The sequence below is a fragment of the Ramlibacter sp. genome, assembly GCF_036383835.1.
Classification (GTDB): domain Bacteria; phylum Pseudomonadota; class Gammaproteobacteria; order Burkholderiales; family Burkholderiaceae_C; genus Ramlibacter.
The window spans coordinates 40,055-65,701 of record NZ_DASVNN010000120.1 but is presented as its reverse complement, the minus strand read 5'-3'; the positions used below and the strand labels follow the sequence as shown (position 1 = coordinate 65,701).

At 67.0% G+C, this 25,647-nt stretch carries 34 protein-coding genes; 4 read left to right on the top strand and 30 right to left on the bottom strand.

Translation table 11 applies throughout. From position 1 onward, the window contains the following. Positions 1-39 precede the first annotated feature (39 nt). Positions 40-300: a hypothetical protein gene (locus VF522_RS19155; RefSeq protein WP_330909908.1), complete on the top strand. Its 261-nt coding sequence runs from the start codon at positions 40-42 to the stop codon at positions 298-300. Between the two features lie 9 nt (positions 301-309). On the opposite strand, the gene VF522_RS19150 is transcribed toward VF522_RS19155, so the two are convergent. From VF522_RS19150 to VF522_RS19035, 24 genes are all read right to left on the bottom strand, one after another. Then, positions 310-1,065, bottom strand: coding sequence for a hypothetical protein (locus tag VF522_RS19150; protein ID WP_330909907.1), 756 nt, complete (start codon positions 1,063-1,065; stop codon positions 310-312). Positions 1,066-1,074: 9 nt separating this feature from the next. Next, positions 1,075-3,294: a hypothetical protein gene (locus VF522_RS19145; protein ID WP_330909906.1), complete on the bottom strand. Its 2,220-nt coding sequence runs from the start codon at positions 3,292-3,294 to the stop codon at positions 1,075-1,077. Positions 3,295-3,305: 11 nt separating this feature from the next. Beyond that, a complete protein-coding gene (locus tag VF522_RS19140; protein WP_330909905.1) occupies positions 3,306-5,384 on the bottom strand; it encodes a hypothetical protein in 2,079 nt (692 codons plus the stop codon). A 3-nt stretch (positions 5,385-5,387) separates the two neighbouring features. Then, complete coding sequence (locus VF522_RS19135; RefSeq protein ID WP_330909904.1) at positions 5,388-6,635, bottom strand: hypothetical protein; 1,248 nt, start codon at positions 6,633-6,635, stop codon at positions 5,388-5,390. Positions 6,636-6,643: 8 nt separating this feature from the next. Beyond that, positions 6,644-8,116: a hypothetical protein gene (locus VF522_RS19130; RefSeq protein ID WP_330909903.1), complete on the bottom strand. Its 1,473-nt coding sequence runs from the start codon at positions 8,114-8,116 to the stop codon at positions 6,644-6,646. Between the two features lie 156 nt (positions 8,117-8,272). After that, positions 8,273-9,547, bottom strand: coding sequence for a hypothetical protein (locus VF522_RS19125; RefSeq protein ID WP_330909902.1), 1,275 nt, complete (start codon positions 9,545-9,547; stop codon positions 8,273-8,275). Continuing rightward, a complete protein-coding gene (locus VF522_RS19120) occupies positions 9,540-10,940 on the bottom strand; it encodes a packaged DNA stabilization protein (protein ID WP_330909901.1) in 1,401 nt (466 codons plus the stop codon). The genes VF522_RS19125 and VF522_RS19120 overlap by 8 nt, the downstream gene beginning before the upstream one ends. A gap of 1 nt (position 10,941) precedes the next feature. After that, positions 10,942-11,394, bottom strand: coding sequence for a packaged DNA stabilization gp4 family protein (locus tag VF522_RS19115; RefSeq protein ID WP_330909900.1), 453 nt, complete (start codon positions 11,392-11,394; stop codon positions 10,942-10,944). A gap of 1 nt (position 11,395) precedes the next feature. Then, entirely contained in the window at positions 11,396-11,740 is a 345-nt protein-coding gene (locus VF522_RS19110; protein ID WP_330909899.1) for a hypothetical protein, read from the bottom strand. Between the two features lie 5 nt (positions 11,741-11,745). Beyond that, positions 11,746-12,117 carry a hypothetical protein gene (locus VF522_RS19105; protein WP_330909898.1) on the bottom strand — a complete coding sequence of 124 codons (372 nt, stop codon included), beginning with the start codon at positions 12,115-12,117 and terminating at the stop codon, positions 11,746-11,748. 8 nt (positions 12,118-12,125) lie between these two features. Continuing rightward, positions 12,126-12,455 (bottom strand): hypothetical protein, encoded by a 330-nt coding sequence (locus VF522_RS19100; protein WP_330909897.1) that lies wholly within the window; start codon positions 12,453-12,455, stop codon positions 12,126-12,128. A 50-nt stretch (positions 12,456-12,505) separates the two neighbouring features. Beyond that, the gene (locus VF522_RS19095; RefSeq protein ID WP_330909896.1) at positions 12,506-13,927 is read right to left on the bottom strand and encodes a P22 phage major capsid protein family protein; all 1,422 of its coding nucleotides are present in this window, start codon (positions 13,925-13,927) and stop codon (positions 12,506-12,508) included. A 14-nt stretch (positions 13,928-13,941) separates the two neighbouring features. Beyond that, positions 13,942-14,856: a hypothetical protein gene (locus tag VF522_RS19090; protein ID WP_330909895.1), complete on the bottom strand. Its 915-nt coding sequence runs from the start codon at positions 14,854-14,856 to the stop codon at positions 13,942-13,944. Between the two features lie 105 nt (positions 14,857-14,961). After that, positions 14,962-15,177 (bottom strand): hypothetical protein, encoded by a 216-nt coding sequence (locus VF522_RS19085; protein WP_330909894.1) that lies wholly within the window; start codon positions 15,175-15,177, stop codon positions 14,962-14,964. Further along, positions 15,174-17,318 carry a portal protein gene (locus VF522_RS19080; protein ID WP_330909893.1) on the bottom strand — a complete coding sequence of 715 codons (2,145 nt, stop codon included), beginning with the start codon at positions 17,316-17,318 and terminating at the stop codon, positions 15,174-15,176. Before VF522_RS19080 ends, VF522_RS19085 begins: the two co-directional genes overlap by 4 nt. Positions 17,319-17,375: 57 nt before the next feature. Continuing rightward, complete coding sequence (terL, locus tag VF522_RS19075; RefSeq protein WP_330909892.1) at positions 17,376-18,833, bottom strand: phage terminase large subunit; 1,458 nt, start codon at positions 18,831-18,833, stop codon at positions 17,376-17,378. After that, positions 18,814-19,242: a hypothetical protein gene (locus tag VF522_RS19070; protein ID WP_330909891.1), complete on the bottom strand. Its 429-nt coding sequence runs from the start codon at positions 19,240-19,242 to the stop codon at positions 18,814-18,816. Before VF522_RS19070 ends, terL begins: the two co-directional genes overlap by 20 nt. Next, on the bottom strand, positions 19,242-19,406 hold the full coding sequence (locus VF522_RS19065; RefSeq protein ID WP_330909890.1) for a hypothetical protein: 165 nt from the start codon (positions 19,404-19,406) through the stop codon (positions 19,242-19,244). The genes VF522_RS19070 and VF522_RS19065 overlap by 1 nt, the downstream gene beginning before the upstream one ends. Continuing rightward, entirely contained in the window at positions 19,403-19,597 is a 195-nt protein-coding gene (locus VF522_RS19060; protein WP_330909889.1) for a hypothetical protein, read from the bottom strand. Before VF522_RS19060 ends, VF522_RS19065 begins: the two co-directional genes overlap by 4 nt. Next, positions 19,590-19,868, bottom strand: a complete 279-nt coding sequence (locus VF522_RS19055) for a hypothetical protein (RefSeq protein WP_330909888.1) — start codon at positions 19,866-19,868, stop codon at positions 19,590-19,592. The genes VF522_RS19060 and VF522_RS19055 overlap by 8 nt, the downstream gene beginning before the upstream one ends. A 3-nt stretch (positions 19,869-19,871) precedes the next feature. Next, positions 19,872-20,165 (bottom strand): hypothetical protein, encoded by a 294-nt coding sequence (locus tag VF522_RS19050; RefSeq protein ID WP_330909887.1) that lies wholly within the window; start codon positions 20,163-20,165, stop codon positions 19,872-19,874. 13 nt (positions 20,166-20,178) lie between these two features. After that, the gene (locus VF522_RS19045) at positions 20,179-20,619 is read right to left on the bottom strand and encodes a DUF2829 domain-containing protein (RefSeq protein ID WP_330909886.1); all 441 of its coding nucleotides are present in this window, start codon (positions 20,617-20,619) and stop codon (positions 20,179-20,181) included. Between the two features lie 48 nt (positions 20,620-20,667). Continuing rightward, positions 20,668-21,015 (bottom strand): hypothetical protein, encoded by a 348-nt coding sequence (locus VF522_RS19040; RefSeq protein ID WP_330909885.1) that lies wholly within the window; start codon positions 21,013-21,015, stop codon positions 20,668-20,670. A gap of 19 nt (positions 21,016-21,034) precedes the next feature. Then, complete coding sequence (locus VF522_RS19035) at positions 21,035-21,436, bottom strand: hypothetical protein (protein ID WP_330909884.1); 402 nt, start codon at positions 21,434-21,436, stop codon at positions 21,035-21,037. A 212-nt stretch (positions 21,437-21,648) separates the two neighbouring features. Here VF522_RS19035 and VF522_RS19030 point away from each other — a divergent pair, with 212 nt between their 5' ends. After that, a complete protein-coding gene (locus VF522_RS19030) occupies positions 21,649-21,804 on the top strand; it encodes a hypothetical protein (RefSeq protein ID WP_330909883.1) in 156 nt (51 codons plus the stop codon). Positions 21,805-21,822: 18 nt separating this feature from the next. On the opposite strand, the gene VF522_RS19025 is transcribed toward VF522_RS19030, so the two are convergent. The 6 genes from VF522_RS19025 to VF522_RS19000 all read right to left on the bottom strand — a co-directional run bounded on the left by VF522_RS19025 (position 21,823) and on the right by VF522_RS19000 (position 24,922). Beyond that, positions 21,823-22,641 (bottom strand): ATP-binding protein, encoded by an 819-nt coding sequence (locus VF522_RS19025; protein WP_330909882.1) that lies wholly within the window; start codon positions 22,639-22,641, stop codon positions 21,823-21,825. Continuing rightward, a complete protein-coding gene (locus VF522_RS19020) occupies positions 22,616-23,467 on the bottom strand; it encodes a helix-turn-helix domain-containing protein (protein WP_330909881.1) in 852 nt (283 codons plus the stop codon). The genes VF522_RS19025 and VF522_RS19020 overlap by 26 nt, the downstream gene beginning before the upstream one ends. Then, a complete protein-coding gene (locus tag VF522_RS19015; RefSeq protein ID WP_330909880.1) occupies positions 23,464-23,925 on the bottom strand; it encodes a hypothetical protein in 462 nt (153 codons plus the stop codon). Before VF522_RS19015 ends, VF522_RS19020 begins: the two co-directional genes overlap by 4 nt. 154 nt (positions 23,926-24,079) lie before the next feature. Then, positions 24,080-24,382 (bottom strand): CII family transcriptional regulator, encoded by a 303-nt coding sequence (locus VF522_RS19010; RefSeq protein ID WP_330909879.1) that lies wholly within the window; start codon positions 24,380-24,382, stop codon positions 24,080-24,082. After that, positions 24,367-24,684 (bottom strand): hypothetical protein, encoded by a 318-nt coding sequence (locus tag VF522_RS19005; protein ID WP_330909878.1) that lies wholly within the window; start codon positions 24,682-24,684, stop codon positions 24,367-24,369. The genes VF522_RS19010 and VF522_RS19005 overlap by 16 nt, the downstream gene beginning before the upstream one ends. A gap of 4 nt (positions 24,685-24,688) precedes the next feature. Next, positions 24,689-24,922: a hypothetical protein gene (locus tag VF522_RS19000; RefSeq protein ID WP_330909877.1), complete on the bottom strand. Its 234-nt coding sequence runs from the start codon at positions 24,920-24,922 to the stop codon at positions 24,689-24,691. Between the two features lie 75 nt (positions 24,923-24,997). On the opposite strand from VF522_RS19000, the gene VF522_RS18995 reads away from it, so the two are divergent. Then, a complete protein-coding gene (locus tag VF522_RS18995) occupies positions 24,998-25,258 on the top strand; it encodes a helix-turn-helix transcriptional regulator (protein WP_330909876.1) in 261 nt (86 codons plus the stop codon). Positions 25,259-25,345: 87 nt separating this feature from the next. Next, positions 25,346-25,627: a type II toxin-antitoxin system RelE/ParE family toxin gene (locus VF522_RS18990; protein WP_330909875.1), complete on the top strand. Its 282-nt coding sequence runs from the start codon at positions 25,346-25,348 to the stop codon at positions 25,625-25,627. Positions 25,628-25,647: the final 20 nt, after the last annotated feature.

Below are 25,647 nucleotides of genomic sequence, written 5' to 3'. Positions count from 1 at the left end.
GCTACGATTCCTGCGTATCGAGGCTGCAAGGGAGCGCGCATGTCCGAAACGGTCACCTTCGAGTACAGAGCCCGGTCGATGGTCGCTATCCTTGTGGTGCTCGATCGGCAGCGCGAGAACGGCGTGACGTACACGCAGGACCCGCCGCCGCCCAAGCGGACCCGGTGGTGGCACTGGCTCATTCCCCACCGCCTGCCCAGGTCCGTCACCATCACTTGCCCGGTCAACTTCCTTCCCCGGTTGCGCGCAGACATTGCCGAAGAGGAGCAACTGGATTGGGCGGACCGCAACGCCTGGTAGGCCATCGCATCAGGCAATCAGCGTGATGCCGCGCGCGGTGAGCCGGTCGTGCAGGTACTTCAGGAGCGCCTGCTCCTGCGCCACGTCCGTGGCCTTCTTGAACACCGCGCAGTAGGCGATGGTTCCGGTGTTGGACAACGGGACCTCGGACACGTTGCTGTCGCCGCCCACCGTGGTGGCCCCCGCCCCGATGCGCCACCGCAGCCGCCCCGACGTCTGCGTGGATTGCAGCGTGCCCCACTGGCCGAGGTAGGGCTTGGTCACCAGGTCGCGCATGAACATCGTCCGGTCCAGGCAGCGCGCGTGCAGCGCCATCCACACCGTCGAACCCGGGAAAGCGCAGTAGGCGTGCAGCGAGGTCGCATGCCCTCGGAGGTCCACCTGAGCGCCCCCGCTGAAGGCGTTGAAGGAGCGCCCCTTGCCGTCCGCGCTGTTGTGGTTGCCGAAGATGTATCGACCCGAGGTGGTGGTCTTCACCACGCAGGTAAACGCGTAGTCGTCGACCAGGTCCGTCGTGAGGTCGAAGTCGGCGTAGTTGATGGTGTCGAACGTGACGCCCGTGGCCCCGACGGTGGGGTTGTTCAGGAACGTCGCGTTGAAGCCGTTGCCCGATTGATCCAGCAGGAGCTTCGGGTTGCCACCGTCGTAGGTGAGCATGTCGAACTCAGCGATCATGTTCCGCCGCGCCACGCGGGCGATGTCGGTCTGCATGATCGGCATCGCGATGTTGCCGGTCTTGCCGGGGATGATTTGCTTGACGCCCATGGCTTCCTCTTAGGCAGTGACGGTCTTGCGGAACACGGCGCACCAGTTCTCCAGCCGGTACGGGTTGCCGAAGAAGTCCGTGTAGTACGAGGGGAAGCGGTCGCTGTCGCGGAGGTTTCCGCGTGCGCCGGTCCGGCGGCCGTTGCCGATGCCGTAGTTCGCGCGGCTGGCCAGCGCGATCGTCTTGATCGCGTAGCCCACATCCCAGCCCACTGCGGCGTCCGCCGCGGTGGTGATCAGCACTTTGTCGGGGCCGGTGATGGCGATCGTCGCGATCGTCTGCTCGACGCCCGCGCCGTTGTAGAGGGTGAAGCCCATGAAGTCGTCGGGCGCCCCTACCTGCTCGAGGTCGAAGACCAGCGGCGGGACCGGGACGTAGAACTTCACCTCGATGGTCCGCTTCTCCAGGAGACGCACGCTGGTGGGGTAGACCGTCTGCGGCGAGACCTTTTCGATGTAGTAGCGGTGCGCCGCCTTGGCCAGGTACTCGCCGAATCGGCGCTGGTCGTGGCCTCCGTAGTGCGTGCCATCGACGCCCGCGGCGATGTAGCCGGGCGCCACGACGTGGATACCGGCGGTGCTGAGGGAGGCATCCAGCATGCCCAGCGTCGGGCCGCTGCCGGCGTGCACGTTGCCCAGGCCCTGCTGCACGATGAACATCGGGATCAGGTCGGTCTGCCCCGTGATCGCCTTGGCGTCTGTATTCCAGTCACCGAAGTAGGCGATGAGGGCCGCGGCGTAGGTGGCGCGGTCCATCGCGGCATCGCCGTCCGACTCGCCGTGCTGCCAGGAGATCATCCGCTCCGCGTAGGTCTTGCCGGCGGCGGTGGCGTTGTTCTTCGCCGTGGTCACGTCCGACAGGCCGTTGTTGTACGTGACGTTGCCACGACCCAGCAGCGACAGCGCGGCGCCCGACAGGCCCATGTTCTTCGTGACCCACACCATCGGGAAGGTGTCCCAGGGCCGCAGCGCGCGGTTCAGCGCGTTGACGGCGCCGTTGGCCATCCCCGAGGCGACGGATTCGCCGCCCACCGGCTCGGTTAGGGCCACCACCGATGCGCCGCTCACTTTCAGATTCGAGAACGGCTGCGTGGTGGACAGCTGCTCGGAGTTGCCGGCGCTGGCGTTGGACTGGCCGGCGATGGTCAGGCCCCAGCGGTCCGTGTAGGTGATCGCCTGGCCGTGCAGCGGAAGCCTGCGGATCGCCGCGGCGCTGTTGTCGATGCTGGTGGCGTCGATGATGCAGCGGACGAAGTTGCCGGAGTTGCCCAGGTTGCCGGCGCCGTCGAATGCCAGTTCGGAGCGGGAGTCGCCGTCGAGCACCGCGTACAGGTTGCCGCCGTCGGTGACAGCGTTGCCGAACGAGACGAGTCCCGTGTGGATCGACTTGACGCTGGCCGTATCGCTCGTGGCGACGCCCGCGACGTTCTTGTACCGATCCAGCAGCAGGCCATCTGCGGACTGCACCCAGTACCCCTCGCCCGCGGTGACGAGGAACTGGTTGGTGAGCGCCACGGCCGCGCCGGCGAGGCCTGCCGATGCCGCGAAGCTCACGGTGGGCACCGCCGGCGCGGCGCTGATGCACAGACCCGGCCCAGTGACCGTGAAACTCGTGAGCACGTTGCCGGCTACGGTGAAGGTGGCCGTGGGGTAGATCAGCCAGCCGGTACCGGCCGAGAACGCGGCGCTGAACGTGCCGTTCGTGCCACCTGCACCCGGCGTGATCGCGCCGACACTGGCCTGCGTCAGGCCGCGCGGCACGTTGGAGGCTGCGGAGTTCGGATAGGCGTACTTCGTGGCTGCCGCCAGAGTGGCGCTGTTCGCCGCGCCGGAAGCCGTGACCGCCGATGCGGCGCCGGCGGCGGCCGCGTTAGCCGTTTCGGTTGCGTAGGTTGCCGCTGCGGCGGTCGCGGCGGTGGCGGCAGCGCCCGCCACTCCGGCCCAGTTCGCCACGTAGTACACCTGGCGGCCGTTCTGGTCCTGCACCAGCACCGAGCAATCCCCGTCGATGAAGATGTTGGCCGGCGTACCATTGCGGACGATGTAGCCCCCGCTGGTTCGCAGCGGCTGCGTCGCGACCAGCGTCTTCGCCTCGTCCCAGTAGGCCGCGACACGGTACTGCGTCGCGTCCTGGCCGGCGGCGCCGATGTAGACGTAGCCGCCGGTCAGCGGCTGGCCATCGGCGCCGGCGAACTTCGGCAGCGGATCCTGGAGAACTTGGACGGTCATTGTTCTTGCCTTCAGTGAACGGTGCGGCTTGGGGGCACGCGGGATGCATCGGCAGTGGGACGTGGCAGCACCGATTGAGGTGCCCTGACCCTCTTGGGCTCGGGCTTGATGCCGAGCGCTTCGTTGATGCGTCTCTGGATCTGGCGGTCCCGCACGTGGGTCGTGAGGATTCGCAGACCCGACATCACGGGCAGGGGCATGCCTGCGATGCCGGAAGTGGCGATATCCAGCGCCGCGAGGATCACGCTGGCGGTGTTGCTGGTGTTCACGGCGCCCGGCGGCGCGGTGAAGAGCACCTTGGACAGGTCGTTGAGCGCACGCACCTGCTCGGCGCCGCGCTTGCCGAAGATGAAATCGAGCTTGCCGGTCTTGTCCAGGCTGCTGACGGCGGAGTCCAGTCCCTTAACGGAGACCATCTCCTGTCCGCGCTCGTTGCGGCTGATGTTCCGCGAGGCTTCTTCGCGGATGTGGCGGATCGTGGCGCCCTGCAGCTCGCGCCACGCCTGCTTGCCGTCCTCGCCCCCGGTCTGCAGGATCCGGCGCAGCTGCTTCACCTCCGCCATGGAGGCGTTGAGGACCGAGCGCTGGAAGACGTTCTCCGCGGCGACCTTGGCATCCGACATGCCGCGCTTGTTGTTCATCAGGTCGTAGACGAGCCCGATGTTTTCGTAGTTCTGCGCATAGCGGGAGCGCAGCTTGTAGGCACTCTGGTACAGCGGGCCGGCGACTTCGTTGGTCTGCGCGTCGATCAGCTTTTTCAGCACGGTGGCCTGCATGATCTCGGCCGGCTCGAAGCCGGTAGCGGCGTTGATCTCCTTGCGCCACTCGTGCATCTTCTTCACGGTGGTTGGCAGCGGGACCAGCTGGCCGTCCACTTCGTCGGCGATGCCCAGGCGCACGGCGTACTTGCGCGCGTGGTCCGACAGCGCCGTGGTCTTCAGGCCGGTGGGCTTGGAGTTCAGGAATTCGATGGGCGAGCTCGTGAGCGCGTCGTCGGCCGCGCCGATGGTCATCTGCTTGCCGGGGTTCACCGCGGCCTGCGCCTCCGGCGACTTGTCGGCCTCCTTGAACGCCACGCGGATCTCCGCCTTGTCGCGCGCGGCGCGGTCACGAATCGCACCCTTGACGGCGTCGCCGACCTCGCCGGGCGTGAACTTCGTCGCGCCGGTCTCGTCGACCCACTGATCGAAGCGGCCCCACACCTGGGCATGCTGGTTGGCCGCACGGTCGCGGATCGCCTGGCCCTTGGTCGGGTCCTTGGCGATCTCCTGCTCGAAACGCTGTTGTTCGAAGGCGCGCTCGGCTTGCCCCCTGGTGAGAGCGGAGTTGCCGGTGAAGCCGAGTTCTTCGGCGGCCTGCCTGCGCATTGCCGCTTCCGGGACGCGAGCTGCACCCACGCTGTCCGCGCCGAAGGTTCCGGTCGCAGAGGCGGACATCGCGGGGTCGTTCGCCGCTTGGGCCCGGCGCGCGGCGGCTTCCAGCACCTTCTGCTTGACGAACTCACGCGTGGCCGCGGTGCCAGCTCGGGCGACGTTGGCCGCGACCGGCGCGGCGGCGGAAGCGGCTTGTCCCGCCGCGGCCAGCTGCGGCGCCAGCGGCACGACCGGGATGGTGGCTTCCAGCGCCTTGCCGACGACCTGCGCCTGCTGCTGGCCCGATTCCGTGCGCGGGCTGTAGGTCAGGGCCTGCGCCGCATTCGCTGCGGTCTGCTCGATGCGGTCAGCAGCCTCGGGCGTGCCGAACTGGCCGTTGACGGCCTCGCGCGCCATGCCTGCGGCAGTGCCTGCCACGGAGCCCACCGCGCCGCCAGTCAGGCCCGTCACCGTCGACAGCGCCGCCTCACCAGCACCTACGAGCTTTTCGGTGATCGTGGTCGGCTTTTCGCCAGTGGGGGTCGTGTTCGCCCCCTTTTCCACCGGGATCTGCGAGGAGAGGTCGGTCTTGCCTGCCAAGTGGGCGATCAGCTCCGAGTCGGTGTAGCCGGCCTCGCGCGCCTTCTTCGCATCGAACTTGTTGCCCGAGGCGAGGTAGTCCGCGATCTCGGCATCCGAGTACCCGGCTTTGCGTGCGGCTTCCACGTCGAAGGCCATGTCTTACGGCTTCTGGAAGGACGACAGCGGCGGACGAGAGCCCGGAGCCGCAGGAGTGTCGGGCTTGCCCAGCGGAACACCGGTGGCGCGGGTGATGTTCTCGCGGCCCTTCTTCAGCAGGCGCGAGGCTTCGTCCAGGTTCTTGCGGAACTGCCCTTCGGACTGTTTGCGCGAGAGGTTCTGCAAAGCAGCCTGCAGCTTCTCGCCCTCAGCGTTGGACAGCGCCCCCATGCCCTTGATGTTGGGAATCTGCGCGAGGAAGGCTTGCGATCCCAGCGTGTCGATCAGGGCGATGGCGTCGGCGCTGTCGTCGCTGGTGATCGCCGGCATCCGCCCTTCGAAGGCTCCGAGGACATCGTTCAAGCGCGGGTTGACCTTGATGCGCTCGATCGTGTTGAGCATGTTGTCGATGTTGGTCGCGCCCGCTTCGGCGGTTGCGACCTTCTCGCGCACCTTGTCGGCGAGCTTGGTCTCGGCCTCCTGAATCTTCAGCTTCAGCTCCTGGCGCTGCGTGTCGCTGTTGATGCGGGAGGTCTGCGCGTTCATCGCCGCAATCCGGTTGGACTGCTTGGCGATCTCGATGTCCTCCTGGATCTTCTTGATGTCCCAGCCCTTCTTCTGCAGGTCCAGAAGCACGGACTGGGGGGCCGCCTTCGCCTCTTCGGCCTTGATGACGGCGGTCGATTCGGCGGTGGAGGCGTCGGCGTTGCCCTTGCGCACCAGCCCGCCTTGCAGTTCCTCGGCCCGCTGCTCGCCGCCGATCTTGGTGAACGCCTCGGCGAACTTGTCCGGCCCCATCGCCGCGGCCAGGCCGAGAGCGCTGATCGTCTTGGCCGTGGCCGGAGACTTCTCGATCAGGTCGGCCATCGTGGAGTAGTGCTGCGCCTGGCCCGGGTCGGCCTTGGCACGCTCGCGCAGGAGTTCGGCCGCCAGTTGCGAGTTGCCCGCCAGTTGCGCGGCGTACACGCGAGAACCGAAGTTCACCGCGGTCTGCCGCTGGCCCTCTTCCTGCACCTTGAAAGCCTTGCCAAGCTCCTCGGCCAGCGCCGGATACATGGTCATGACCCGCGCGTAGTCGGCGTGACCTGCGTTCGGGTTCATCGCCAGCCCCTGCAGGGCCTGTTGCTGCTGCTGCGCGGCGATGAGTTGTTGCTGCTTGAGCGCCTGCGCCTGCTCCATCTCGCGCAGGCCCGCGCCCATCTTCACCCCGCCGAGGATCGCGTCCGCAGGGTTCGCAAACTGGAAGTTCACCGGGTCCATCAGAAGGCCCTCGCGTAGGGGTTCGGGGGCGTGGTGGGGCCGTTTCCGTAGCCGGCGAAGAAGCCGCCGACGTTGCCGACCGCATTGGTGATCGCGTTGGTGCCGGCGACGATGCCGCCGGCCTGCGCCGCACCTTGCTGCTGCAGGATGTTTGCGGTGTTGGTGCCGGTGGTCATAGCGGCACTGCCAGCACCGGCGGCGCTGTTCTGCCCCATCTGCGCCATCGCCCCATACCGTCCGAGCTGCTGCCCGATCAGGGACGAAAGCACCTTCGGGCGGAACTGCGCGAGTGCCCCTTGCGTGTTCCCACCCCGCAGACCGCCCGTGGCCGAGGCGTTGGAGAGGATCGCGTCCTCGCCTTCCTTGACGAGCGAGGCGAACTCGGGAGAGGTCTGCAGTTGCTGGATGGCGGTCTGTTGTGCCTGCGGCCCCTTCGTACCCGCCAGCGCTTCGTAGGCGTCGATCCCGCGCGAACCAGCCTGCATGTACGGCGACAGCAGTTGCAGCACCGTGTTGAACTGGCGCTGCACTTCGGCGATGCCGCGGTCGCCTGCTGCCACCATCGCGTCCGTCGCCTTGCCGGCCGCACGGTTTTGCAGGTAGCCGCCGACAGCGCTCATGGCCGGCGAGATCAGGCTCGCCCAGCCCGTGGTGCCATTCCCAGCACCGATCGCGCTCTTGATGATGTCCATGACGGACGAACCGCCGCCTCCGCCGCCCCCGAGAGTGCTGCCAAGCCCCTGGACGTTATAGCCAGTGGTCGCTCCCGCGCCGCTGGAACCACCGAGCACCTGACCGGCAGAGCCGAAGCCACCAGCACCCCCAGCACCGCCGCCGAGCGTGGCGCCTCCTGCCCCGATGGACTCCATGATGGCGGCGTTGGACAAGCCGGAGATGCCGCCCGGAGACATGGCCGTTGCGCCACTGATGGCGCCATCAGCGCCCATCGTGATCCCGCCGCCGAGATCGAGAGCGCCACCCGCAGCGCCTTCCGCCATACCGCCGGCCGCTGCACCCTCACCGGCAGCGAAGGGGCCAACACCCGTAGCACCACCGGCAATGAACAGGCTCGCCACGATGGGAATCGCGGCATCGAAAAAGTTGATCCCCTTCTCGATGGCCGCACCGCCGCCGATGTTGGCGTGCTCCTGCGTGCCGATGTACTGACCTTGCGGGCTGTACACATCGAATGGCGTGCCGTTCAGGGACTTGCCCGCAGAACCATCGGTCGCATCCCGATAGACCGCGTACTGGCCACCGTCTCCGAACGGGTGAATGACGTAGCCGCCGACGTTGGCACCGTCGGGCGTCACGAATTCATTGGTGTCGGGGTTGCCGAAACGACTGCCTTTGATCGTCGGCTGGCGGTTTGCGTAAGCCTGGAACAACTGCTGGATCGGCGCATCGCCGAACACCGCGGACGTGCCTGGGGTAGCGTACCTTTGCGGGTTTGCTCGGGGCCGCAGCGCCATCGGAACCTTCTCCTACAGTGCGATGCACTGCGAATCAGGCCCCAGGTGCGCGAGTCGGGAGACCTCGTGTTGCAGGGAACGGTATCTGCGCGAGGCGAATTCTCGCGACGATGAATCGCCTGCCCTAGCGGTTCTGTGGTTTTTGCCTTAGTCGCTTCAGGCGAGGCGGTAGGCCGTGTAGGCGCCGCTGCCGGTCTTGCGGGCACGGAACGCACCGGGGGTGCCGGCGGCGACAGTCATCGCGCCCACGAGCGTCCAGCCGGTGTTGGTGACGACCGTTGCCGTGGCGGAGCCGGTGTTGATCACGGAGAAGTCGAACGCGCGGTCGTTGGCCAGGCCGGCGACGACGCCCGCGTCCAGGTTGGCCGCCGTGGGCAAGGTGAGGTTCGCCACCGCTCCGGTGTACTGGACCAAGCCGCCCAGCAGGTCGGCCGCGAGCAGCGTGGCGGCCGCTGCGTACGAGGCCGGCGCCCCCTGCTGGAAGTAGCGCGTGCCGGTGATCTCCGGATCGTTGATCGTCGGGTGCGTGCCGAAGACGGCGGAGCCGGAGCCGGTTTCGTCGGTGAGCGCGGCACGCAGGTTCGTCGAGGACGGCGTGGCCAGGAACGTCGCCACGCTGGCGCCGAGGCCGGAGATGCCCGAAGCGACCGGCAGGCCCGTGCAGTTCGTGAGCGTGCCGCTCGAGGGCGTGCCGAGCGCGCCGCCTGAGATCAGCGCGCCGTCGATGTTGGTCTGGATGATGCCCCACTGCGCCCCCACCGCCGCATGCGTGCCCGCGATGGTGCCGTCCGTCAGGCACATGAGGATGTCGCCCGCTTCGACGTTGGGGCCAGCCGCGCCGCCGATCTTGCCGGCCACGCTCACGCGGTAGGTGTGGCCGCGGTCGGCCGCCGGGTAGTTCGGGTTCGTCGAGCAGTCGATCAGCCCCTTGAACACCATCGCGTCCTGCGCGGCGACGATGCCGTCGACGTAGGACTTGACGGCCTTTTGCGTGGCCAGGCGAGTGTCGCTGTTCGCGGCGAGCGCGCCATCGGTGTCCAGATCCAGCAGGCCGAAGGCATCCACTCCGGTCCCATACGGCACCTTCATGTTCGCGATCGGCAGTCCGGCGAATGCCGTCAGCGTGGCGTCGAAGGCCTGCACGTGCGTGCCGATCACCAGGCCGAGGCGGATGCGCATCGCGGCCTCGGTGCTGTCGGAAAGCAGGTTGCGTGCGAGCGTCGAGAAGTCCGTCAGTGCGACCGCACCCGCCCCCGTGGCGTAGATCAGCTTGTTGGCCGAGAGCGTCAGCGCCGCGATGGCCACCAGGTTGTCCGAGCTGGCTTGAGCACCTGCTGCGGCGTCACGCAGTTGCTCCCAGTACCGCACGAGATCCTCGCTCGGGAGGAACCGGCGCAGCTCCGCCCGGCTGATCTTGCGCAGGTCAGCCACTCAGCGGCTCCATCTTCGCCTCGAGGCGGGACCAGGAAATCGGCGTCTTGTTGGCCCCGCGGAAGCGCTCGCCCCGCACGTGCTGCACCCGCCCGCAGCGGCGCCACACCACGCGCTGCGCGGTCTGCCCGGCGCTTCCCATGCGAGCGGTGCGCTCCAGGCTCCAGTTCAGCCCGTCGACGGTGTAGCTGTGGAAGACGGTGGGATCGTCGGTCCCCGGCGCGTGACCGGTGGTCCCCACAAGCTCGAGGCTCCAGACCGTTGCGCCGTTGCCCTCGTTGTAGACCATCAGCGTGTCGAACTGCCAGCCGGCGATGGCTTCGTACTGCGTGCAGACGGCTTCGTTGACGTAGCCGACCCGTCCGTCCTGCGTGTCGCCACACAGCCACTTGCCGTAGCACCAGACGAAGTTGCGCGCCCGGTAGGCGTTCACGCCGACTACTCCGGTGCTGAGAAAAAACCAGATCGGCTGTTCGGCCGCAACCGATGCCGCGGCGTCGTACACCAGCGTCTCGCCGGGCAGGTGTACCAGCAGGTGCTGGTGGAGCTCGTCGGCGCGGGCTTCCAGGACCGCGGTGGCGAGCTGGGCCTCGGTGTACGCCTTCAGGCGCTTTTCCACCTCGCGCGTGGCGATCTTCATCGGAGCACCGCCGGAGGCCACGTAGACGCTGCACGGCTCGTTCCTGCCACTTCCCAGCCACGCGAAGGACTCGGCAAACAGCGTCTTGGCCTGGGGCCCGACGCACCCCTTCATCATCATTGCGCTTTCGATGCGCCGGAACGGGAAGCCCGCCCCGCCGACGTTCTCGAACGCCTCGGTGGTATAGCGGTTGAAGGCGTAGACCTCGCCGCGGTACTTCAGCAGGCCCTTGATGCGGTCGGGATCCGCTTCGCTCGAGCCGTACTTGAGCGGGTCGATCGCGAACGGGTCGGTCAGCTCCGTGACGATCAGCGCCGTCCCGTCGGTGAAGAGGTAGTACCCATCGACCCACAAGCCATCGATCACGTTGCCGAGGTCCACGTCGGTGATCTGCACCAGGCTCGCGCCGTTGTACAGCCAGGCCTTGTTGTCCGAGACGATCAGCAGGTAGACCGGGCCGTAGTCGAGGATCGCGCCTCCGGTTCCGGAGATCGCCCCGATGTTGGTCGCCGTGCCGTCCGCGTTCACCCGGGCGAGCTGCCCACCCATGACGCGGTAGCACAGGTCGTTCCAGTTGATCGCGCCGCGGTCGATGCCGGGGCCGCTGGCGAACTGCGTCAGGCCAGGCGCGAAGCGGAAGTAGCCCTTGGACGGGCCGGTGTCCTTCGGGACGGGGATGAGGTTGATCGACAGCGACGAGCGCCAGTCCGCGTTGGCGTCGCTCGTGATGCCACCCAACAGCGGAATCTGCACTTCAGTACTCCGTCGCGCCGTCGTTCAGGCCGGGGATCTCGTTCGTCTCGGGGAAGTACTGCCGCCCGGTGGTGCCCATGCGGTTGCCGGCGCCCAGGGGCAAGCGGCTGGACTGCGGAACCTCGGGGCGCGGCGCTCGGGCGGTGTACAGGGCATTGAACCCCTGCGCTGCCGCCTTTCGGGTGTCGGCACCGACCGTCTTGCCAAACGAGGAGGCCCACCGGAGCGCAAGGTTCGTGGCGAATGCGTCCTCTGCGGTGTCGGGGATGCCCACGCTGTCCTCGAGACCCCCACCGAGGTTGAAGCCCACGCGGATGCCGATCCCATCCCACTGCGCAGCGATGCGGTTCAGGCGCTTCAGGCCCTCTTGCAGCTCCTCGGGCGAGACGTCGAAGGCGCTGGTGATGCCGAACTCGGCCAGCGCCTGCTCGATCAGCTCCTGCTTGGTGGTCACGTCAGCCGCCGGCGGCTGCCGCCAGCGCCTCGTCCTTCGTCAGCCCCGACTTGACCACGTTGCCGTCGACGTCGACCAGGTCGTACTTGCCGCGGCCCTTGTGCACGGCGGTGAGCTTCGCGCCGGCCTCGGCCAGCTTCTTCTCGATCTCGCGCTGCTCGGCCTCGTTGACCACCAGCTGCTTCGCGGCTTCCTTGCGCGCCGCATCCGCTTCCATCCAGTTGCCGTGCCAGCCTTCGGCCTTGGCGGCTTCCACCTGGTCCTCGTCCACGATGGTGGTCTCGCAGGACACGCCCTCGAAGGTCTCAGGACCGGGGCAGCGATAGAGCATGTGGGGGTTGTTCATGGCGATCAGATGTAGAAGCCGTGGAGCGTCACGGCGGCGTTGGTGTTGCCGGCACCGAGGGCGGGCAGCGTCAGGACGATGGCGGTGTTGAGCGCACTCGCCGGGATGGGCATGTTGAATTCGACCGTCAGGGGCGTTGCCACCGCAGTCGCACCCGCAGGAGTGCCGAAGGTGTACGTCGCCGTGCCGCCGAGGATGCCAGCCAGGGTCGCCGCCACCAAGGCGGCAGCGGTCGCACCACCCGCGGTGATCTCGAAGCCGGTGCAGTAGGCCGTCTTGCCGGCCACGGCCTGGATCGTGGCGGTCGCTGCGGCGTTCGCCACGTTGCCGGACGCGGCGTGAACAGGGACAGCGGTGTTGGGGTAGCCGAAGGCCATGGTTCACCTCACGTTGCGGAAACAGCCGCACCGAGTGCCACGCGCAGCCACGCAGTGCCGTTGGAGACGGCCAGGCATGGAGAGCCCGCGTTGCCGTTGGTGCAGTACACGACACCGCCCGCCCACGACGCAGCCGGGTAGTCGGAGGCGAGCTGCGCCACCGTCTTCTGGATCAGGCGGAAGGGCTGGGAGGCGTCGGACGTCAGGCCGCCCTGGATGTACGCCAGGATCGCGGAGAGCGGTAGCTTGCGCGGCTGGCCGTTGTTCGGGTCGTACACCGGCACCTGCATCGCGGCGGATGCGGTGCTGGCTTCGGACAGTTGGTTGATGCTGCTCACGAGAGCCTGCTCCTTCAGGTGAAACCGGGGCCCGAAGGCCCCGGCTCAGGTCAGGTCTGCGAGAACAGCACCACGCCGGCCATCTCGGGGTTGGTCATGCCGACCCCGAAGCGCGTGTCCACGCGGTACTTGATCTTCTTCGTGTTGATGTCGAAGAAGCGGTACATGATCACCTGCACGCCCAGCTCGGTCGTGCCCTGCACCGCCGCGGCGCCGCCTTCCATCAGCTCCTTGTCGAAGCCGTTGCGGCCCGGCAGGAGTTCGATGGCGCGCTCGTCCCAGAACGGCGCCACGTTGCCCGTGACCGTGTTCAGGAACGTGATGGCCGCACCGTTGGCCGGGGTGGTCGTGACGTTGGCGTATTCCTTCTCCGCCTGGGTCGCGCCATCGGCCACGATGATCGGGGGCGAGATCTGGACCACGCCCGCGCCGCCACCGCCGGAGACGATGCCCGTGATGGTGAAGGTCTTGGGCTGGCCCGTGTCGGCCTTGGTGATGTGGTGCACCGCGTTCAGGCTCGCGATGATGAAGCGGTCGCCGACCTTGACCGTGCCGGACACGACGCCGATGGTCAGGTTCATGTAGCGGTTGTCCACGTTGCCCGTCTCGCCCGTGGCCGCCGTGCTGGTCGCCTTCGGCACGTAGCGACGGTTGGCCGCGGTCGCGTCGTTGATCGTCACCGTGGTGCCGGCCTTGGCGGTCAGGTTGTAGGTGTAGTCGGACTTGAAGGTCTCGAAGCCGGACACCGGGCCGACGTAGGCCTTTTCGTAGGCGCTGTCGACCTTCGGGTTCGCCGAGGTCTGCGGCTTGGCGAGGTTGCCGGCCACCTTGTTGTAGTCGCGGGCGTGCAGCACGGCGACGCGGCGGTTCTCCGAGACCAGGCCCTGCTCCATCATGAGCGCGTCGGCCAGCGACAGGTCGTCGTAGCCCGACGCGGCGGTGGTCTGCTTCACCACCAGCGTGCCCTGCTGGCCGACCACCGTCGCCACGGCGAGGTTGATGTCGGTGGCCAGGCGCTGCATGGCGGACTTCAGCTTGCGCTCGCGCTGCTGCGCGTCGTTGAGGTCGTCCGTGGTCATGTTCCACGGCACGGTCTTGTTGTAGCCCAGGCCGATCGGCACGGACAGCTGCGTCACGTCCGCGAAGGAGGCGGAGATGTCGGTGCCGGCCGAGCCGTCGATGGAGACGGACACGTAGGGCATCGGACGCCAGACCTGCAGGTTCTGGGAGCGTTCCAGCAGCACCGGGTCGGCTTTGTAGACCGCCACGTTGCGGCCGAGGACCAGGCGGTCGTCGAAGCCGGCGAGCAGGTCGTCGAAGAAGACCAGCTCCTGCTTGGAGAACGCGGTGGCGCCGGCCACACCGATCATGCTGGCGGCCGGCGGATCGATCAGGCCGAACTGGAAGAGCGCGATCGCGGCGAGCGCAATCAGCAGCATGGGGATGTTGAGGGACGAGAACAGGCGTTTCATGATGGGTGCGAACCTCACTTCTTGCCGGCGGCTTGCAGCTGGCGCTTGAAGGCGGCCACCTTCGACCGGTCCCCCGTGCGCTCCGCCTCTGCCTCCAGGCGTTCAAGGGTTGCCTTCGAATTCCCGGAGGCGCCGCCTTGGCTCCTCACAGTCGTCTCGGGCGCGGGTTTGGTGCTGGTGCGCTTGGTCACTTTCACTTCCGTTTCCAGTTTTCCGATCGCCACAGCGAACTTCACCGGGTCCTTGATCGAGGCCAACTCCTGCAGCCGCTTCGGGTTCTTGCCCAGCGCATAGACCAGCGCGCCCGGATTCCTCGGACCGGTCTTCAGGATTGCCTGTCGCCAGTCCTCGGGGATCGCTGCCGCCACCGCGTCCTCGGCTTCGCCAAAGTCCTTGACCTTGAGCGAAGACTTGGACGCGCTGTAGGCCTCGTTCGCCTTCCGCGCGCGCTCTTCCTGCGCATTGGCCGCGGCTTGCTGGTTCGCCTCCCACGAGTCGAGCTCGCGCTTCTTGACGTCCCAGGCGTCGCGCGCCTGCTCGAACTTCTCTTCGTCGTAGTCGATGTCCGAATCGGACATCTTGGGCTTTGGCGGCAGCGTCGGCTTTTGCTGTGCGCCCGGTTGCCCGGTGCCCAGCTTGGCGCGCAGTTCTGCGTTTTCCTTCCGCAGCCGCTTCTGCTCTACGCGAAGTTCCTTCACCCACGGGGGGGCGGTTACACTCGTGTCCTCGGAGGCTGGGGGTTCCTCTTCGCCGAACTGGACGACCGTCTCGTCTTCGCCTTCGCTGCCTTCTTCGGCATCGTCGGCACCATCGCTGCCATCGGCCCCTTCTTCGCCTTCGTCCGCGCCGTCCTGCGGCTCGTCTTCGGCTTCGTTGTTGCCTTGTTCCAGCTCGGTATCGAGCGCGTCTTCCTGACCGGCTACACCCATTTGTCTGACCCTTCTTCACTCGCGCCTTGACCGTGGCGGCGGATACGTTGGGCGCGATTCTGTGAACGCGCGCACGCAACGCAAAGGGTTTCTGTGGGGTTTGCCTTAGTGAGGATCGCTGAGGAGTCGCTGCTTGCAGCGCTCCAACAGCCAGAGCACCGTGCCGCCATCCGCGTAGCTGGATGCGAACACCTCGTTGCCCTCTTTGTCCCAACCCATGATGACGACGCCGGACAGGTCGCCCTTGTTCCGCTCAAGGATCGTGTCCGGGTCGAGGTCGAGCCGCGTGATGCCCGTGAACTGGATGACCTTGGCCGTCATGCGGGCTGCTGCTCGGGCTGCGGCTGCGCGCCAGGCTGCGCCGCCGGTTGCGTGGCCTGCGTCAGGCTGTCCACCATACGCATGATCGTCTCGATGTCCAGCGCTTCGATCTTCGCGAGCTTCTCCGCGGCGGTGGCTTCGTGCTCCTTCGCCTTGGACAGCAGCGTCTCGATCTCCTGCATCATCTTGGCCGCGGCGGCGCGCGACTTGTCGGCCTCGGCCATCAGGAATGCATCCTGCGCGCTGGGCTGCTGGCTCTGGCGGGCTGCTTCCAGTTCGGCGGCCTCTTTCTCCGTGGGCTTCGTCACGCCCATGGTCAGCATCTTCTTGCGCCAGTACTCCTTCACGTCCTGCAGGCCCTCGCCCTCCAGGTTCTGGATCGCCACGCCCGTGAGGACCGCCTTGTCGTTCGGATCCTCCACGAACTGCAGCATGCCGGTGATGGCGCGCACCGTGCCGTCCCGGCGCGTCGTGAAGCTCGGACCGACGTCGGCCGTGACCTTGAACTTGCCGGCGCTCGGATCGTTCGCGTAGCCGGAAGCTCCGTCCTTACCGGTGGTGGGCTCGCGCAGCCTCAGCACCTCGTCGGAGCCGTCGGGCTTGACCACGCGCATCGGCCGCTCGTTCTCGTCGTACAGCTCCCGAGACATCGACAGCCACACCTCGCCGGCCCAGCGCATGGACTGCTTCAGGTTGTCCATGAAGATGAAGTCCGCCATGTCCAAGCGGTTCTGGATCAACTCCACCGCCTTCGCCGAGATGTTGGAGACGACCTCCTGCTGGTCGCCATCGGCGCCGAGCAATTCCTTCAGGTCCATGCCCACCAACTGGATCAGGCCGGCGAGGGCCGGGGGAACCGCAGGCGGCTTGGTGTACTGGATCACCCGCTGAATCGTCGTGCCGTCGGGGCCAAGGATCGGGTTCAGCAGCTGGTACGGGTGCGGGTTGACATCGTCCTCCGCCCAGAACTGCTCATGCCCCGCGATCTCCTCGGGGTAGAGGATCGGCTTTTCCACCGGGGACTTGACGCTGATCTCCGCCAGCAGTGAAGCCAGCATGTTGTACAGGCGCTGCGCATCGATCGCCAGGCGCACCCGGCCCGACACCCGCTCCACGCCGTCGACGATCTGGCGCTTACCGTAGTACGGGATGATGGGGATGAACTTGCCCGCGATGTAGCCGCAGTCCTCGATGACGCGGTTGCCGTCGATCAGGTACTTGTGCACGCGGCGGCGCTTGATCTTCTTCGAGCGCGCGAGGCGGAAGCCCTGGTCCTCCAGGCGCTTGATCGCCTCGGCGTATTCGTCCTTGTCGGCGTACTGGCTGCGCTTGATGCGCTCCTCTTCGCCGCTCGCGTCGCTGACGTAGACCGACAGCGTGTCCTTCGTCAGTTCGACCTCGTAGTACTCGGCGACGTAGATCACGTTCGGCTGGAACCAGTCGAACACGCCGATCTTGCTCACCTTGTCGAAGCTGGTGATGTCCTTCCTGTCGCCGCGGCGCAGGTTGTACGCAGCACGCTCGGGGATGGCGGCTTCCGCCTCCCCGGTTTCCTCACCATAGGCGTCGTCCTGCAGGCCGGTGATCACGAACGCGCACAGGGCGTCGCGCTTGTCGTAGCGCTTGGCATCGGCGTCGAAGAACACCGACTGGTCCGCGTCGGGGATGGGCACCAGGTGGATGCGCTGGCGCTCGTCCTCCTCGTCCTCGTCGTCCTCGTAGCAGTTCATCAGGCGCCAGGCGCCCATGCCGCCGGCGACACCCTCCTCGAACGCGGTGTCGTAGGCTTCCTGCCCGCCGGAATCCACTTCGTCCGCGCGATACAAGCCGTCGAGGAATTCAGCCGTGTCGTCGTTGGCGGCCTCGTCTGCGGGCCGGAAATCCACCGTCACCCGGTTGTTGCGGTACTCCGAGAACGTCCGCAGCACCGATTGGTGCATCTTGTTGATTTCGAAGCGGGGGCGGTTGGCGAACTGGTCTCCGAGCACCCCGTCGTACTGCGCCCCGGGGACGAAGACGAAGCGGCGGTCCTGCAAGCACTGCTCGCGGATGTCGCGCTGCAATGCGTAGGTGCGGTCGTAGCGCTCCAGGGCGCGTTCGTGCACCGCGGCGAGGCGCTGCTCTTTCGACTTTCCGGCCATGGTCGCGGACTCTATGACCTTCGGCCCGATCCGCTGAGCGTTACCGTGGGGTTTGCCTTAGCGGCGGGCCCAGTGGCTGACGGTGGGGACCGGTCGAGCCTGGGCCTGTTGGACAGGCGGGCGGCGCTGGATGGTCTCGATGGCGTCGAACATGGGGTCCATCTGGTCGTCGTGGGCGCCGTTCGGAAACTTCTCCGCCTCGGCCAGGAAGTCCGACAGCCATTCGGCATCGGCGGGCAGAAGCACGTTCCCGGATTCGATGAAGGGCGCAGCATCGTGGCCGCGGCTGATCTTGTCACGGTCGCGGGGGATCGGCAGGATCGGAATGCCCTCGCGGCGCAGCGTCTGGATCAGGCCGGTCCCGCTCACCTTGTCTTCCACGCCCATGCGGCGGGGATTGAACACCGTGCCCTTGTGCTTTTGCCAGAACGCCCGGGCATTCACCAGCAACTCCGGCGCCTGCCACTTGCTGCGGCGCTGGTCGATCAGCACGCCCTGCCCCGTGGTCGACCGTCCCCACAGCTGCAAGACGCAGTAGTCGTTCTCCTGGCCATCCTTCTGGGCGGTGTCGACGAAGATCTCGGTGAATTCGAGCTGCGGCAGGACCGTCCAGTACTTGAACCACGCCGTCTGAATGATGCCGCCGCCGCGCGGGGACGGGTTCTGCTGCAGCTGGCCGGCCGTGCCGTAGCTGCCCAAGGTCTTTTCCAGCTCCTGGACCTGCTCCTCGCCAAACCGCTCGGGGAACATCAGCTCCCCCTCCACCGTGCGCGGGTCTTCCCATCCGATGGAGGTCGTGCACTTGCGCGCGGGTTCGAACCGCATCGGAATGCACAGGTGGACGTAGGGCAGGCCCATGTCCTTGATCACGCCCGAGATGTCCTTCTCGTTCAGGCGCTGCATGATCACCACGATGGCCGACTTCTCGGAGTTCACCCGAGTCGGCAGGGTCTCGGTGAAGGCGATCCGCGCGGCTTCGAGCTTGGCATCGGAGTTCGCGTTGTCGGCGCTGATCGGGTCGTCCAGGATCACCCGGTCGCCGCGGACGCCGGTCATGGAGGTGAAGGACCGCGCCTGGCGCACGCCCTTGCGGGCGTTGCCGAACTCCCGCTTTCCATCCAGGTCGGCGGAGAGCTCCACCGGCCAGAGTTTCTGGTACCACTCCGACTTGATCAGGTCGCGGCAGCGGCGGGAATCCCGGATGGCCAGCTGCTCCTCGTGCGCGGTGCCGACGAAGCGCATCTCCGGCATGCCGCGCGGACCCCACTCCCACGCCGGCCAGATCACGCCCGTGAGCAGCGACTTCATCGAGCCGGGCGGCACGTTCATCAGCAGCCGCGTGATCCGGCCGTCCGTGACCGCTTCCAGGTGCTGGCAGATGGCGTCCAGCGCCCAGCCCCATTTGAGCTCGGCGACCGGCTCCAGCACCTTCCACGCGCGCTTGGCGAACTCCGCCAGCGATCGGCGGCAAAGCTCCCGCTCCACCGCGGTCAGGTCAGCCTCGCTGAGCTGCATCCTTGGCTCGCATGATCTCGGCCAGCGCCTGCGTGGACAAAGTCGAGACATCCAGCGCCGCCCGGACCGGGGGAAGGTCTTCCGCGCCGCCGATTGCGACCTTCTCGCCGTACTTCTTCGGCACCAGCTTGGACAGCAGCCACTTGCGGTTGTCCGACTGCAGCCTCAGACCGGCGACTTCCACCGCCGTCTTCGCCCGGGCCGCGCGCTCGCCGATGTCCTCCAGCTCCTCGGCTTTCATGTCGAGAAGCCTCACGCGTGCGCGCGCGTAGTGTTCGGCGAGATCAGGGTCGGTGTCGCACCATCCGAGGAACGTACCAGGCGGTACATCGGCGTGCTCGCAGGCCTGCCGCAGGCTCATGCCGCTTTCCATGGAGGCGAGGACGATCAGGGCGCGTTCTTCGTCCATCAGCGCACCGACACCCAGCCGCCAGCAGTGGTGACGTGCGTGACGCGGAACACCCGCGCTCGCGTCGGATGCGGACGCCTGGTCAGCCAGCACCAGAGCCGCACCCGCCAGCGCCGGTCCGGTTCGTTGATCGTGATCGCGTCGCCTACGCTGATCGTGCTCATCCCGCAGCCTTCGCCTGTTCGGCGGCGATGCGCCGATCCAGCACCGCCACGGCATCCGGAGCCGAGAGGCCCACCAGGCGCCCGTCGATGTCGTTGATGAATTGGCGCTTGGCCTGCTCGGGACGAATGGAGCCGTTGCCCATGGCTTCGCGGATCTCGACCAGGCGTTGGAGCTTGGAGGAATCAGGCACTCAGCGCCTCCGACCGGTAGCGGTATTCCGCGTCCAGCGCCGCCTGGGCCGGGCCCGCGCCTTGGTGGATGGTGAGGGTCTTGCCGTCGGCCGCGACGGTCACGGTTTGGCCCATGGCGATGCGGCGCGCGAGGTCTTGGCGATCGCGCTCGATGGCGCGCATCGTGCCCACCGCGTGCGTCGTGTGCAGTGCGCCGCCGTGATACAGAGCATCTACCGAGCAGCGAATGCGCGGTCGGTGTGGCCTGAATTGCATGTAAGTTGCGGGCATGACCTAGCCCTCCTTGGGAAGGCGTCCGTACTGTGGCGCGATGATCTTCTGCCGTCCAACGGCTCTGTTGGGTTTGCCTTGCTTCAGGCCGTTGGGGATCTTGGTGGTGAGGTGGAAGTCCCCGCAGAGGGTGCACCTGTAGGGGCACTGCTTGCCTGTGTTGGGGTACTTCTTGGCGAGGAGCACAGCCCGATCGCGAGCGGCGTTCCTGCTGTCGTATCTCACCTTGTCCAGGCACGACCGCTTGGCATGCTCCACCGTCACGGTGGTGCCGATGCGGTCGTAGCCGGATTTCATGCGGCCGCCGGTGTCAGACCTGGTACCAGTCTTCGGCCAGCATGTCGCTCTGCGACGGCAGCCACGGCACCGACTCGCCGCGGGTGTTGTGCAGGCACACGTGCGGCAGCCGCCGCGTGGTGCCGCGATCGCCGAAGGCGAACAGGCTGGAGCGGATGCCGGAGAGCAGGCCCGAGCGCTCGTAGGGGTCGCTCGGATCGGACCCCGCCTCGATGTAGATGAACTGGCCGGGGCCGTTCCACCCATGGCGCGACATGCGCTGGCCGTCCTTCACGCGGGCCAGCGCCAGCCCGAAGTCGAAGCCGATCCTTCGCTTCTGGTTGCCGACGTTGCCGGGGGACGTTGCGCGTTCGCCCAGCATCGAGCCGGCCCCGGTGACGATGCCAGCGCCGTCGCTGGTCCCGTACTCGCGCGCCTGCTGCGCGCTCTGGTTCATGCCTTCCATGGGGTGCATTGCTCCTGTCTGTGTCGCCGGGCATCAAGGGCCGCCCGGCCTGGCCCTTCAAGCTCGTTTGCCGACGGCCAGCATCAGCAACTGCTGCACCTCGTCGACGATCAGCCCGCGAGGAAACTTGCACTTGGCTCCCACGCCGTAGCGCACGCTCAGCTCCTGGTCGACGGTCGTCTCGCGCTTGCGAACGAGAAAGCCGTCGCGCACCATCTCCGCCAGCGCGTTCCAGATCGGCGAGTCCATATGCAGGTGGCGCTGGATTTCCTCGGCGGTCCACCAACCGCCCTCGGCGTACAGCAGCAGCCACACGCGCTTGCGCAGCGCCTGGCGGGGGTCGGGCTGGCGCGATGGCTGGCGGGCGATGGAGCTCATTGGACAGAGTCCCAGGGCGAGTTGCATGCGGTTCCTCCGTTCGTCTTCATTCCTCGTTCCACGCCTCGCTATCCGGCTTGCGGTGGTCCTCCTTGAACGCGATCAGCCCCACCTGCAGGGCCGAGGGAATGCTCAGTCCACAGCCGGCGCAGCGCAGTTCGCGGCCGCGCTCGTCGTAGTCGTCCATCGCTGCGGTGCAGTTCGGGCACCACAGGTAGTCCGCCAATTCCGGGGAGGCTCGCGGGGGCTGTCGTGGCGGATCCGCGCGGTAGACAGCGTTGCGCAGCGCATGGCCCGTGCTGTTCTCGAGCGCCCCGCCCGCCTCGCAGCTGAAGATGAAGCGGTCCCCGCGGGCCTCGTTCACCAAGCTGGCGCAGACCGGGCAGTGGATCTTGCGTAGCTGCGGTCTCGGCGCGGCGCCGCCGCCCTTGGGCACAAATCGCTTCATCGGCGCACCTCCGCAAGGCTCGTCGGAGCCGGGGCAAATGCGCGCGCGCGACGGCGAGAGGGGCGTGCACTTATCGACCGACTCCGGCGGGATAGTCCGATTCATGGGCGAAGCCGCACGACCAATCGGGCCGGTGTCAAGGGGGGTGAAGCGTTTCACCGTGCCTGCCGCCGGCTCCGGGGGCACGCTTCGCGCATCGAAAGGAAGCTCCGATGGGAAAGAAAAACCGCCCGCACCGCAGTTGCTGCACTCCGGCCGCCCCGTCGTGGTGGGATCGGCTGCTTCGAGCCGCGCCGGCGTACCCGCTGCTGCGCGCCGTCTGGCACCAGCTGCGCGAATGGGTCGATGCGTGGCCGCCGCTGTCGTGAGTTCGCGGACAGGTGCCGTCACTTCACCGCCTCGAGTCCGTGGGGGCTGGGCGGCGCGCCGCGGTGGCTCTTCCACTTGCACGTCAGCATCTTCGCGCCCTCACGCAGGCGGTCGTACGCTCGGTCACCCAGCGCGGTCTTCAGATCCTCGGCGGCGAGGTTGGACACCAGCACAGTCGGCCGGCGCAGCTTGTAGCGCAGGTCGACGACGTCGTACAGCTGCACCATCTCCGCCTCGGTACCGAACCCCACGCCGGCTTCGTCGATCACCAACAGCGGCGTTCGGCCCAGGTCGTCGATCATCGCTTCCTCGGTCTGAGGCCGATCGAGCCAGTCGCGGTCTTCGCGGCCGCCACGGTTGCCCCACATCGCGCGCAGCTTGCGGATGATCTCGCGGGACGTGTAGATCTCTGCGGTGGCGTCCCGCTCCTCGATGACGTGCCGCACGACCGCGCTGGCCAGGTGCGTCTTGCCGGTACCGGGAGGGCCGATCAGCCACAGCCCCGATCCCGAGTTCCAGGTCACCGTCCGCGCGAAGTCGCGGCAGGCGTTCAAGACGGCGCGCTGCTCCGCCGTGGTGGCCTTGAAGTTGTCGAACGTCGCCTCTGCGAACCTGCCCTGCAGCCCGCTGAAGGTCATTCGTCTCCTGCGGAGGTCCTCCTTCTCGGCGGCCAGCTGTTTCGCCTTCTGGGCAACGTGCTCCTCCTCCACGCACTTCGTGCAGCCGGTCCAGCGATCGCGCATGTAGTCGATCCGGTGGCTCGTGTAGGCGCCGTGTTTTTCGCAGTGCGCCTGGCGCTGCTGCTCGTCGTCATGGTGGGATTGGAATGCTGCCATCGGGAGCTCCTTCGTAGAGGGTCTGGTCGAAGCCGGTGTGTCTCGTCGCGCTGGCGCGGCCCTTGGCAACGCGCTGGGCGTACCAGCCGGCGTTGAATCCTTGCCAGCCGAACTCGCAACACGCGCGGACGGCCTCGGCAACGGTGACGCCGGCTTTTCGAGCCTCGCGGGTCAGGCCGGCAATCACCGTGGCCGTGAGAGGACCGGCACGCTTGTCCTTGCGCACTGCTTGCCAGTCGCTGACCAAGTCGTCCGGCACGTCAGGAATCGATGTGGTGGGTGCCGCCTTCCCTGATTCCTTACTGGTTCCCTTCCTGGTTCCTTTACTGATTCCGTACCCCGTTTTTGGGGTCGCTTCCAAGGAAAATTGGGGTCGCTTGTCCGGAAAAACGGGGTCGCTTGCCGGAAAAACGGGGTCGCTTTCGCCACGTGTAGTAACCCCAAATGTGGGGTTGCTTGTGGTCGAAGTGCCACCGTTTTCGGGGGTGCTTCCGGCGCTTGCATCGGGCAGCTGACGAGGCTCAGGTGACGGCAAAGCAACCCCGTTTTTGGTGGTGTTCAGCCGGTACACCACCACGCCACCGGTGCGCCCCTGCCGCTCGCCCGTGTCCAGGATGTAGCCCTCGTCGCGCAGCCACTTCACCGCCGTTTCGACGGTCTTGGGGTCCTGGCCAGTGCGCGCGGCGAGGTGCCGATACGAGGGCCAGCAGGTCCAGTGGCCGCCGACTTCCGCGTTCACGCAATCGGCCATCGCGACCAAGACGAACTTGGCCGACGATTTTTTGATGGGTTGGCCCAGCGCCCACCTGATGGCGTCGAAGCTCACCCGGCGGCCTCCTCCGCTGCGAGGAACTCGCGGGTCTTGGCCGCGACGTCGGCCAGGTCGAACACCGGGCAGTCCTCGGTGGAGCCGATCGCGTCGGCCGGGCGTGTCGCCAGCTTCGCCACCGCCGCGGCGCGCAGCAACGCGGTGTGCACCTCGTCGTCGCGCACCAGCTCGCCGAGCCCAAGCGCCGGAGCTGCACGCAGGATCTCGCCCAGGTGCATCACCCGCCACAGGTACGCCTGCGGGTTGTCCACGCCGGCGCCGCGCAGGAACTTCGCCGCGGCCATCGCGCCGCGGTTGATCGGGATGTCCGTCAGGTACAGGCCCGGCTTCATCGGCGCGCGCGGGTCGCGCAACGGAACGTCCATGCCCTCGTTCCAGGCCTTCAGCGTCGGCAGGAATATCCTGTCGTCACAGGCCGCGCCGAGGCCTTCGGCCCACTGGCTCGTCTTCGTCATGAATGCTCCATGTAGTCCACGTCCGACGCCCGATAGGTGCCTGCGCCGGACACGTGGGCCGGGCCCTGCAGCCCATCGTCCAAAGTGGCGTGTGCTGTGCCTTCGCGGGACCTAACGGACCGGCCCCACTGCACGTCGGAAACCTGGTCGGGCGTCACTGGACGTCGCTCCAGTCGACCGAGCGGGGCCCGTGATCGACGCCGTGCTTCGCCAGCTCGCGCAGCGCTTCCACGTACACGGGATCGAAGCACTGCACGCCCGCCGGAACCACCTTCAGCCCAATGTGCGCAAGCAGCTGCGCGGCCTGCCCGATGCCGCCGTCCTTGAACCGGCTGATCGTGCTTTCCGCGACGCCCATCGCGCGGGCGACCTCGCTCTGCCCGGTGTCGGCCAGCGCGTGCAGGATCACCTGCTCGTTCTTGCGGGCGCGCTGCTGCGGCGTCAGATCCGGCGGCATGTCGCCTCCACGCAAGCGGGCCGAAGCCGCCGCAAGTTCGCTTCGACGTTCTTGCGAGCACTTCCAGGCTCAGCCGTCGACAGTGGCTGCATGACCACCGCTTCGCCCTTGCACAGCAGCTTCCGGACCGCCACGAGCCTGAACACCCGGCCCGGAGGGATGCAGTCCCTCACCATCGCGACGACGCGCCTCCTGATGGCATGGGGCGACGGCCAGTTGCAGGTGCGCTTCCAGGCGATGTCGGCCTCGGCGCGCGTGGGCGCCAACGCCAGCAACGCCCCGATAGCCAGCTCCTCGCTCATGGCGTCAGCCCGCCTCGGGCCCGCGGGACTGCTGCCCGGCTTCCCTCGCAAGCAGAAATTCCCGCAGGTCCAGCAGCGTGCGATACCCGGGGTTGGTGATGTGGCCGTTGACGAACTTCGAGATCCAGGAGTGGCTGACCTTCGCCTGGTACGAGATCTCCGGCCAGTCGCCGCGGCACCTGACGAGCAGCACCTTCACCTCGGTGGCGGAGACGCTATCGGGAAGTGTGGTGACCATAGCTCCGCATTCTCAGGAAATGTTTCCTGCATGTCAAGGAACGATTTCCTAGGAAACTTAGGGATACTCGGCAGTATGTCCACGCCCGTCACCGAAGTCTTGGCCGCCAATCTGCGCCGCCTCATGCAGGAGAGACCGGATCTGAACACCCAGGTGAAAGTCGGCGCGGCCGCCGGCGTGAACCAGAAGACGATCAGCAACTGCCTGAACCCCGGCCAGCGCCAGGCTGGCAAGACCGGTAGGACGCCCTCACCTACCCTCGCTCAGGTGGAGAAGATCGCGGGCGCGTTCGGTCTTGAGGTGTGGGAGTTGCTCAAAGCGGAGGCTGACGAGTAGGTCGGCAACCGAATTTCAGCACGTCCAGAGTTCCGAACTTCCGATTTCCTGTTTACCGATTACCGGTAAACGTGCTACCATGCACCCATGGCCATACAGTCCTTCAACTGCGCCGACACGCAGGCGCTGTTCGAGACTGGCAAGTCCAGGCGGTTCGCGAACATCCGAGCCGTTGCAGAACGCAAGCTCCAGATGCTGGACAGCGCGGCGACGCTGGACTTCCTTCGATCGCCACCCGGTAACCGCCTCGAGCTGCTGACCGGCGATCGCGCTGGCCAGCACAGCATCCGCATCAACGATCAGATGCGGGTGTGCTTCATCTGGACCGACAAGGGCCCGGAGAACGTCGAGATCGTCGACTACCACTGAACGTCATAGCCATGGAGGGC

Excerpts from the sequence above, each read along its gene's own strand:
- VF522_RS19155 (WP_330909908.1), top strand. The coding sequence starts at position 40 with ATGTCCGAAACGGTCACCTTCGAGTACAGAGCCCGGTCGATGGTCGCT.
- VF522_RS19050 (WP_330909887.1), bottom strand. The coding sequence starts at position 20,165 with ATGAAATCCGGCTACGACCGCATCGGCACCACCGTGACGGTGGAGCAT.
- VF522_RS19110 (WP_330909899.1), bottom strand. The coding sequence starts at position 11,740 with ATGAACAACCCCCACATGCTCTATCGCTGCCCCGGTCCTGAGACCTTC.
- VF522_RS19005 (WP_330909878.1), bottom strand. The coding sequence starts at position 24,684 with ATGAGCGAGGAGCTGGCTATCGGGGCGTTGCTGGCGTTGGCGCCCACG.
- VF522_RS19130 (WP_330909903.1), bottom strand. The coding sequence starts at position 8,116 with ATGGCGCTGCGGCCCCGAGCAAACCCGCAAAGGTACGCTACCCCAGGC.
- VF522_RS19055 (WP_330909888.1), bottom strand. The coding sequence starts at position 19,868 with ATGCCCGCAACTTACATGCAATTCAGGCCACACCGACCGCGCATTCGC.
- VF522_RS18995 (WP_330909876.1), top strand. The coding sequence starts at position 24,998 with ATGTCCACGCCCGTCACCGAAGTCTTGGCCGCCAATCTGCGCCGCCTC.
- VF522_RS19015 (WP_330909880.1), bottom strand. The coding sequence starts at position 23,925 with ATGACGAAGACGAGCCAGTGGGCCGAAGGCCTCGGCGCGGCCTGTGAC.
- VF522_RS19000 (WP_330909877.1), bottom strand. The coding sequence starts at position 24,922 with ATGGTCACCACACTTCCCGATAGCGTCTCCGCCACCGAGGTGAAGGTG.
- VF522_RS19045 (WP_330909886.1), bottom strand. The coding sequence starts at position 20,619 with ATGCACCCCATGGAAGGCATGAACCAGAGCGCGCAGCAGGCGCGCGAG.
- terL (WP_330909892.1), bottom strand. The coding sequence starts at position 18,833 with ATGCAGCTCAGCGAGGCTGACCTGACCGCGGTGGAGCGGGAGCTTTGC.
- VF522_RS18990 (WP_330909875.1), top strand. The coding sequence starts at position 25,346 with ATGGCCATACAGTCCTTCAACTGCGCCGACACGCAGGCGCTGTTCGAG.
- VF522_RS19150 (WP_330909907.1), bottom strand. The coding sequence starts at position 1,065 with ATGGGCGTCAAGCAAATCATCCCCGGCAAGACCGGCAACATCGCGATG.
- VF522_RS19065 (WP_330909890.1), bottom strand. The coding sequence starts at position 19,406 with ATGAGCACGATCAGCGTAGGCGACGCGATCACGATCAACGAACCGGAC.
- VF522_RS19145 (WP_330909906.1), bottom strand. The coding sequence starts at position 3,294 with ATGACCGTCCAAGTTCTCCAGGATCCGCTGCCGAAGTTCGCCGGCGCC.
- VF522_RS19025 (WP_330909882.1), bottom strand. The coding sequence starts at position 22,641 with ATGGCAGCATTCCAATCCCACCATGACGACGAGCAGCAGCGCCAGGCG.
- VF522_RS19080 (WP_330909893.1), bottom strand. The coding sequence starts at position 17,318 with ATGGCCGGAAAGTCGAAAGAGCAGCGCCTCGCCGCGGTGCACGAACGC.
- VF522_RS19090 (WP_330909895.1), bottom strand. The coding sequence starts at position 14,856 with ATGGGTGTAGCCGGTCAGGAAGACGCGCTCGATACCGAGCTGGAACAA.
- VF522_RS19095 (WP_330909896.1), bottom strand. The coding sequence starts at position 13,927 with ATGAAACGCCTGTTCTCGTCCCTCAACATCCCCATGCTGCTGATTGCG.
- VF522_RS19035 (WP_330909884.1), bottom strand. The coding sequence starts at position 21,436 with ATGAAGCGATTTGTGCCCAAGGGCGGCGGCGCCGCGCCGAGACCGCAG.
- VF522_RS19140 (WP_330909905.1), bottom strand. The coding sequence starts at position 5,384 with ATGGCCTTCGACGTGGAAGCCGCACGCAAAGCCGGGTACTCGGATGCC.
- VF522_RS19105 (WP_330909898.1), bottom strand. The coding sequence starts at position 12,117 with ATGGCCTTCGGCTACCCCAACACCGCTGTCCCTGTTCACGCCGCGTCC.
- VF522_RS19030 (WP_330909883.1), top strand. The coding sequence starts at position 21,649 with ATGGGAAAGAAAAACCGCCCGCACCGCAGTTGCTGCACTCCGGCCGCC.
- VF522_RS19085 (WP_330909894.1), bottom strand. The coding sequence starts at position 15,177 with ATGACGGCCAAGGTCATCCAGTTCACGGGCATCACGCGGCTCGACCTC.
- VF522_RS19010 (WP_330909879.1), bottom strand. The coding sequence starts at position 24,382 with ATGCCGCCGGATCTGACGCCGCAGCAGCGCGCCCGCAAGAACGAGCAG.
- VF522_RS19070 (WP_330909891.1), bottom strand. The coding sequence starts at position 19,242 with ATGGACGAAGAACGCGCCCTGATCGTCCTCGCCTCCATGGAAAGCGGC.
- VF522_RS19040 (WP_330909885.1), bottom strand. The coding sequence starts at position 21,015 with ATGCAACTCGCCCTGGGACTCTGTCCAATGAGCTCCATCGCCCGCCAG.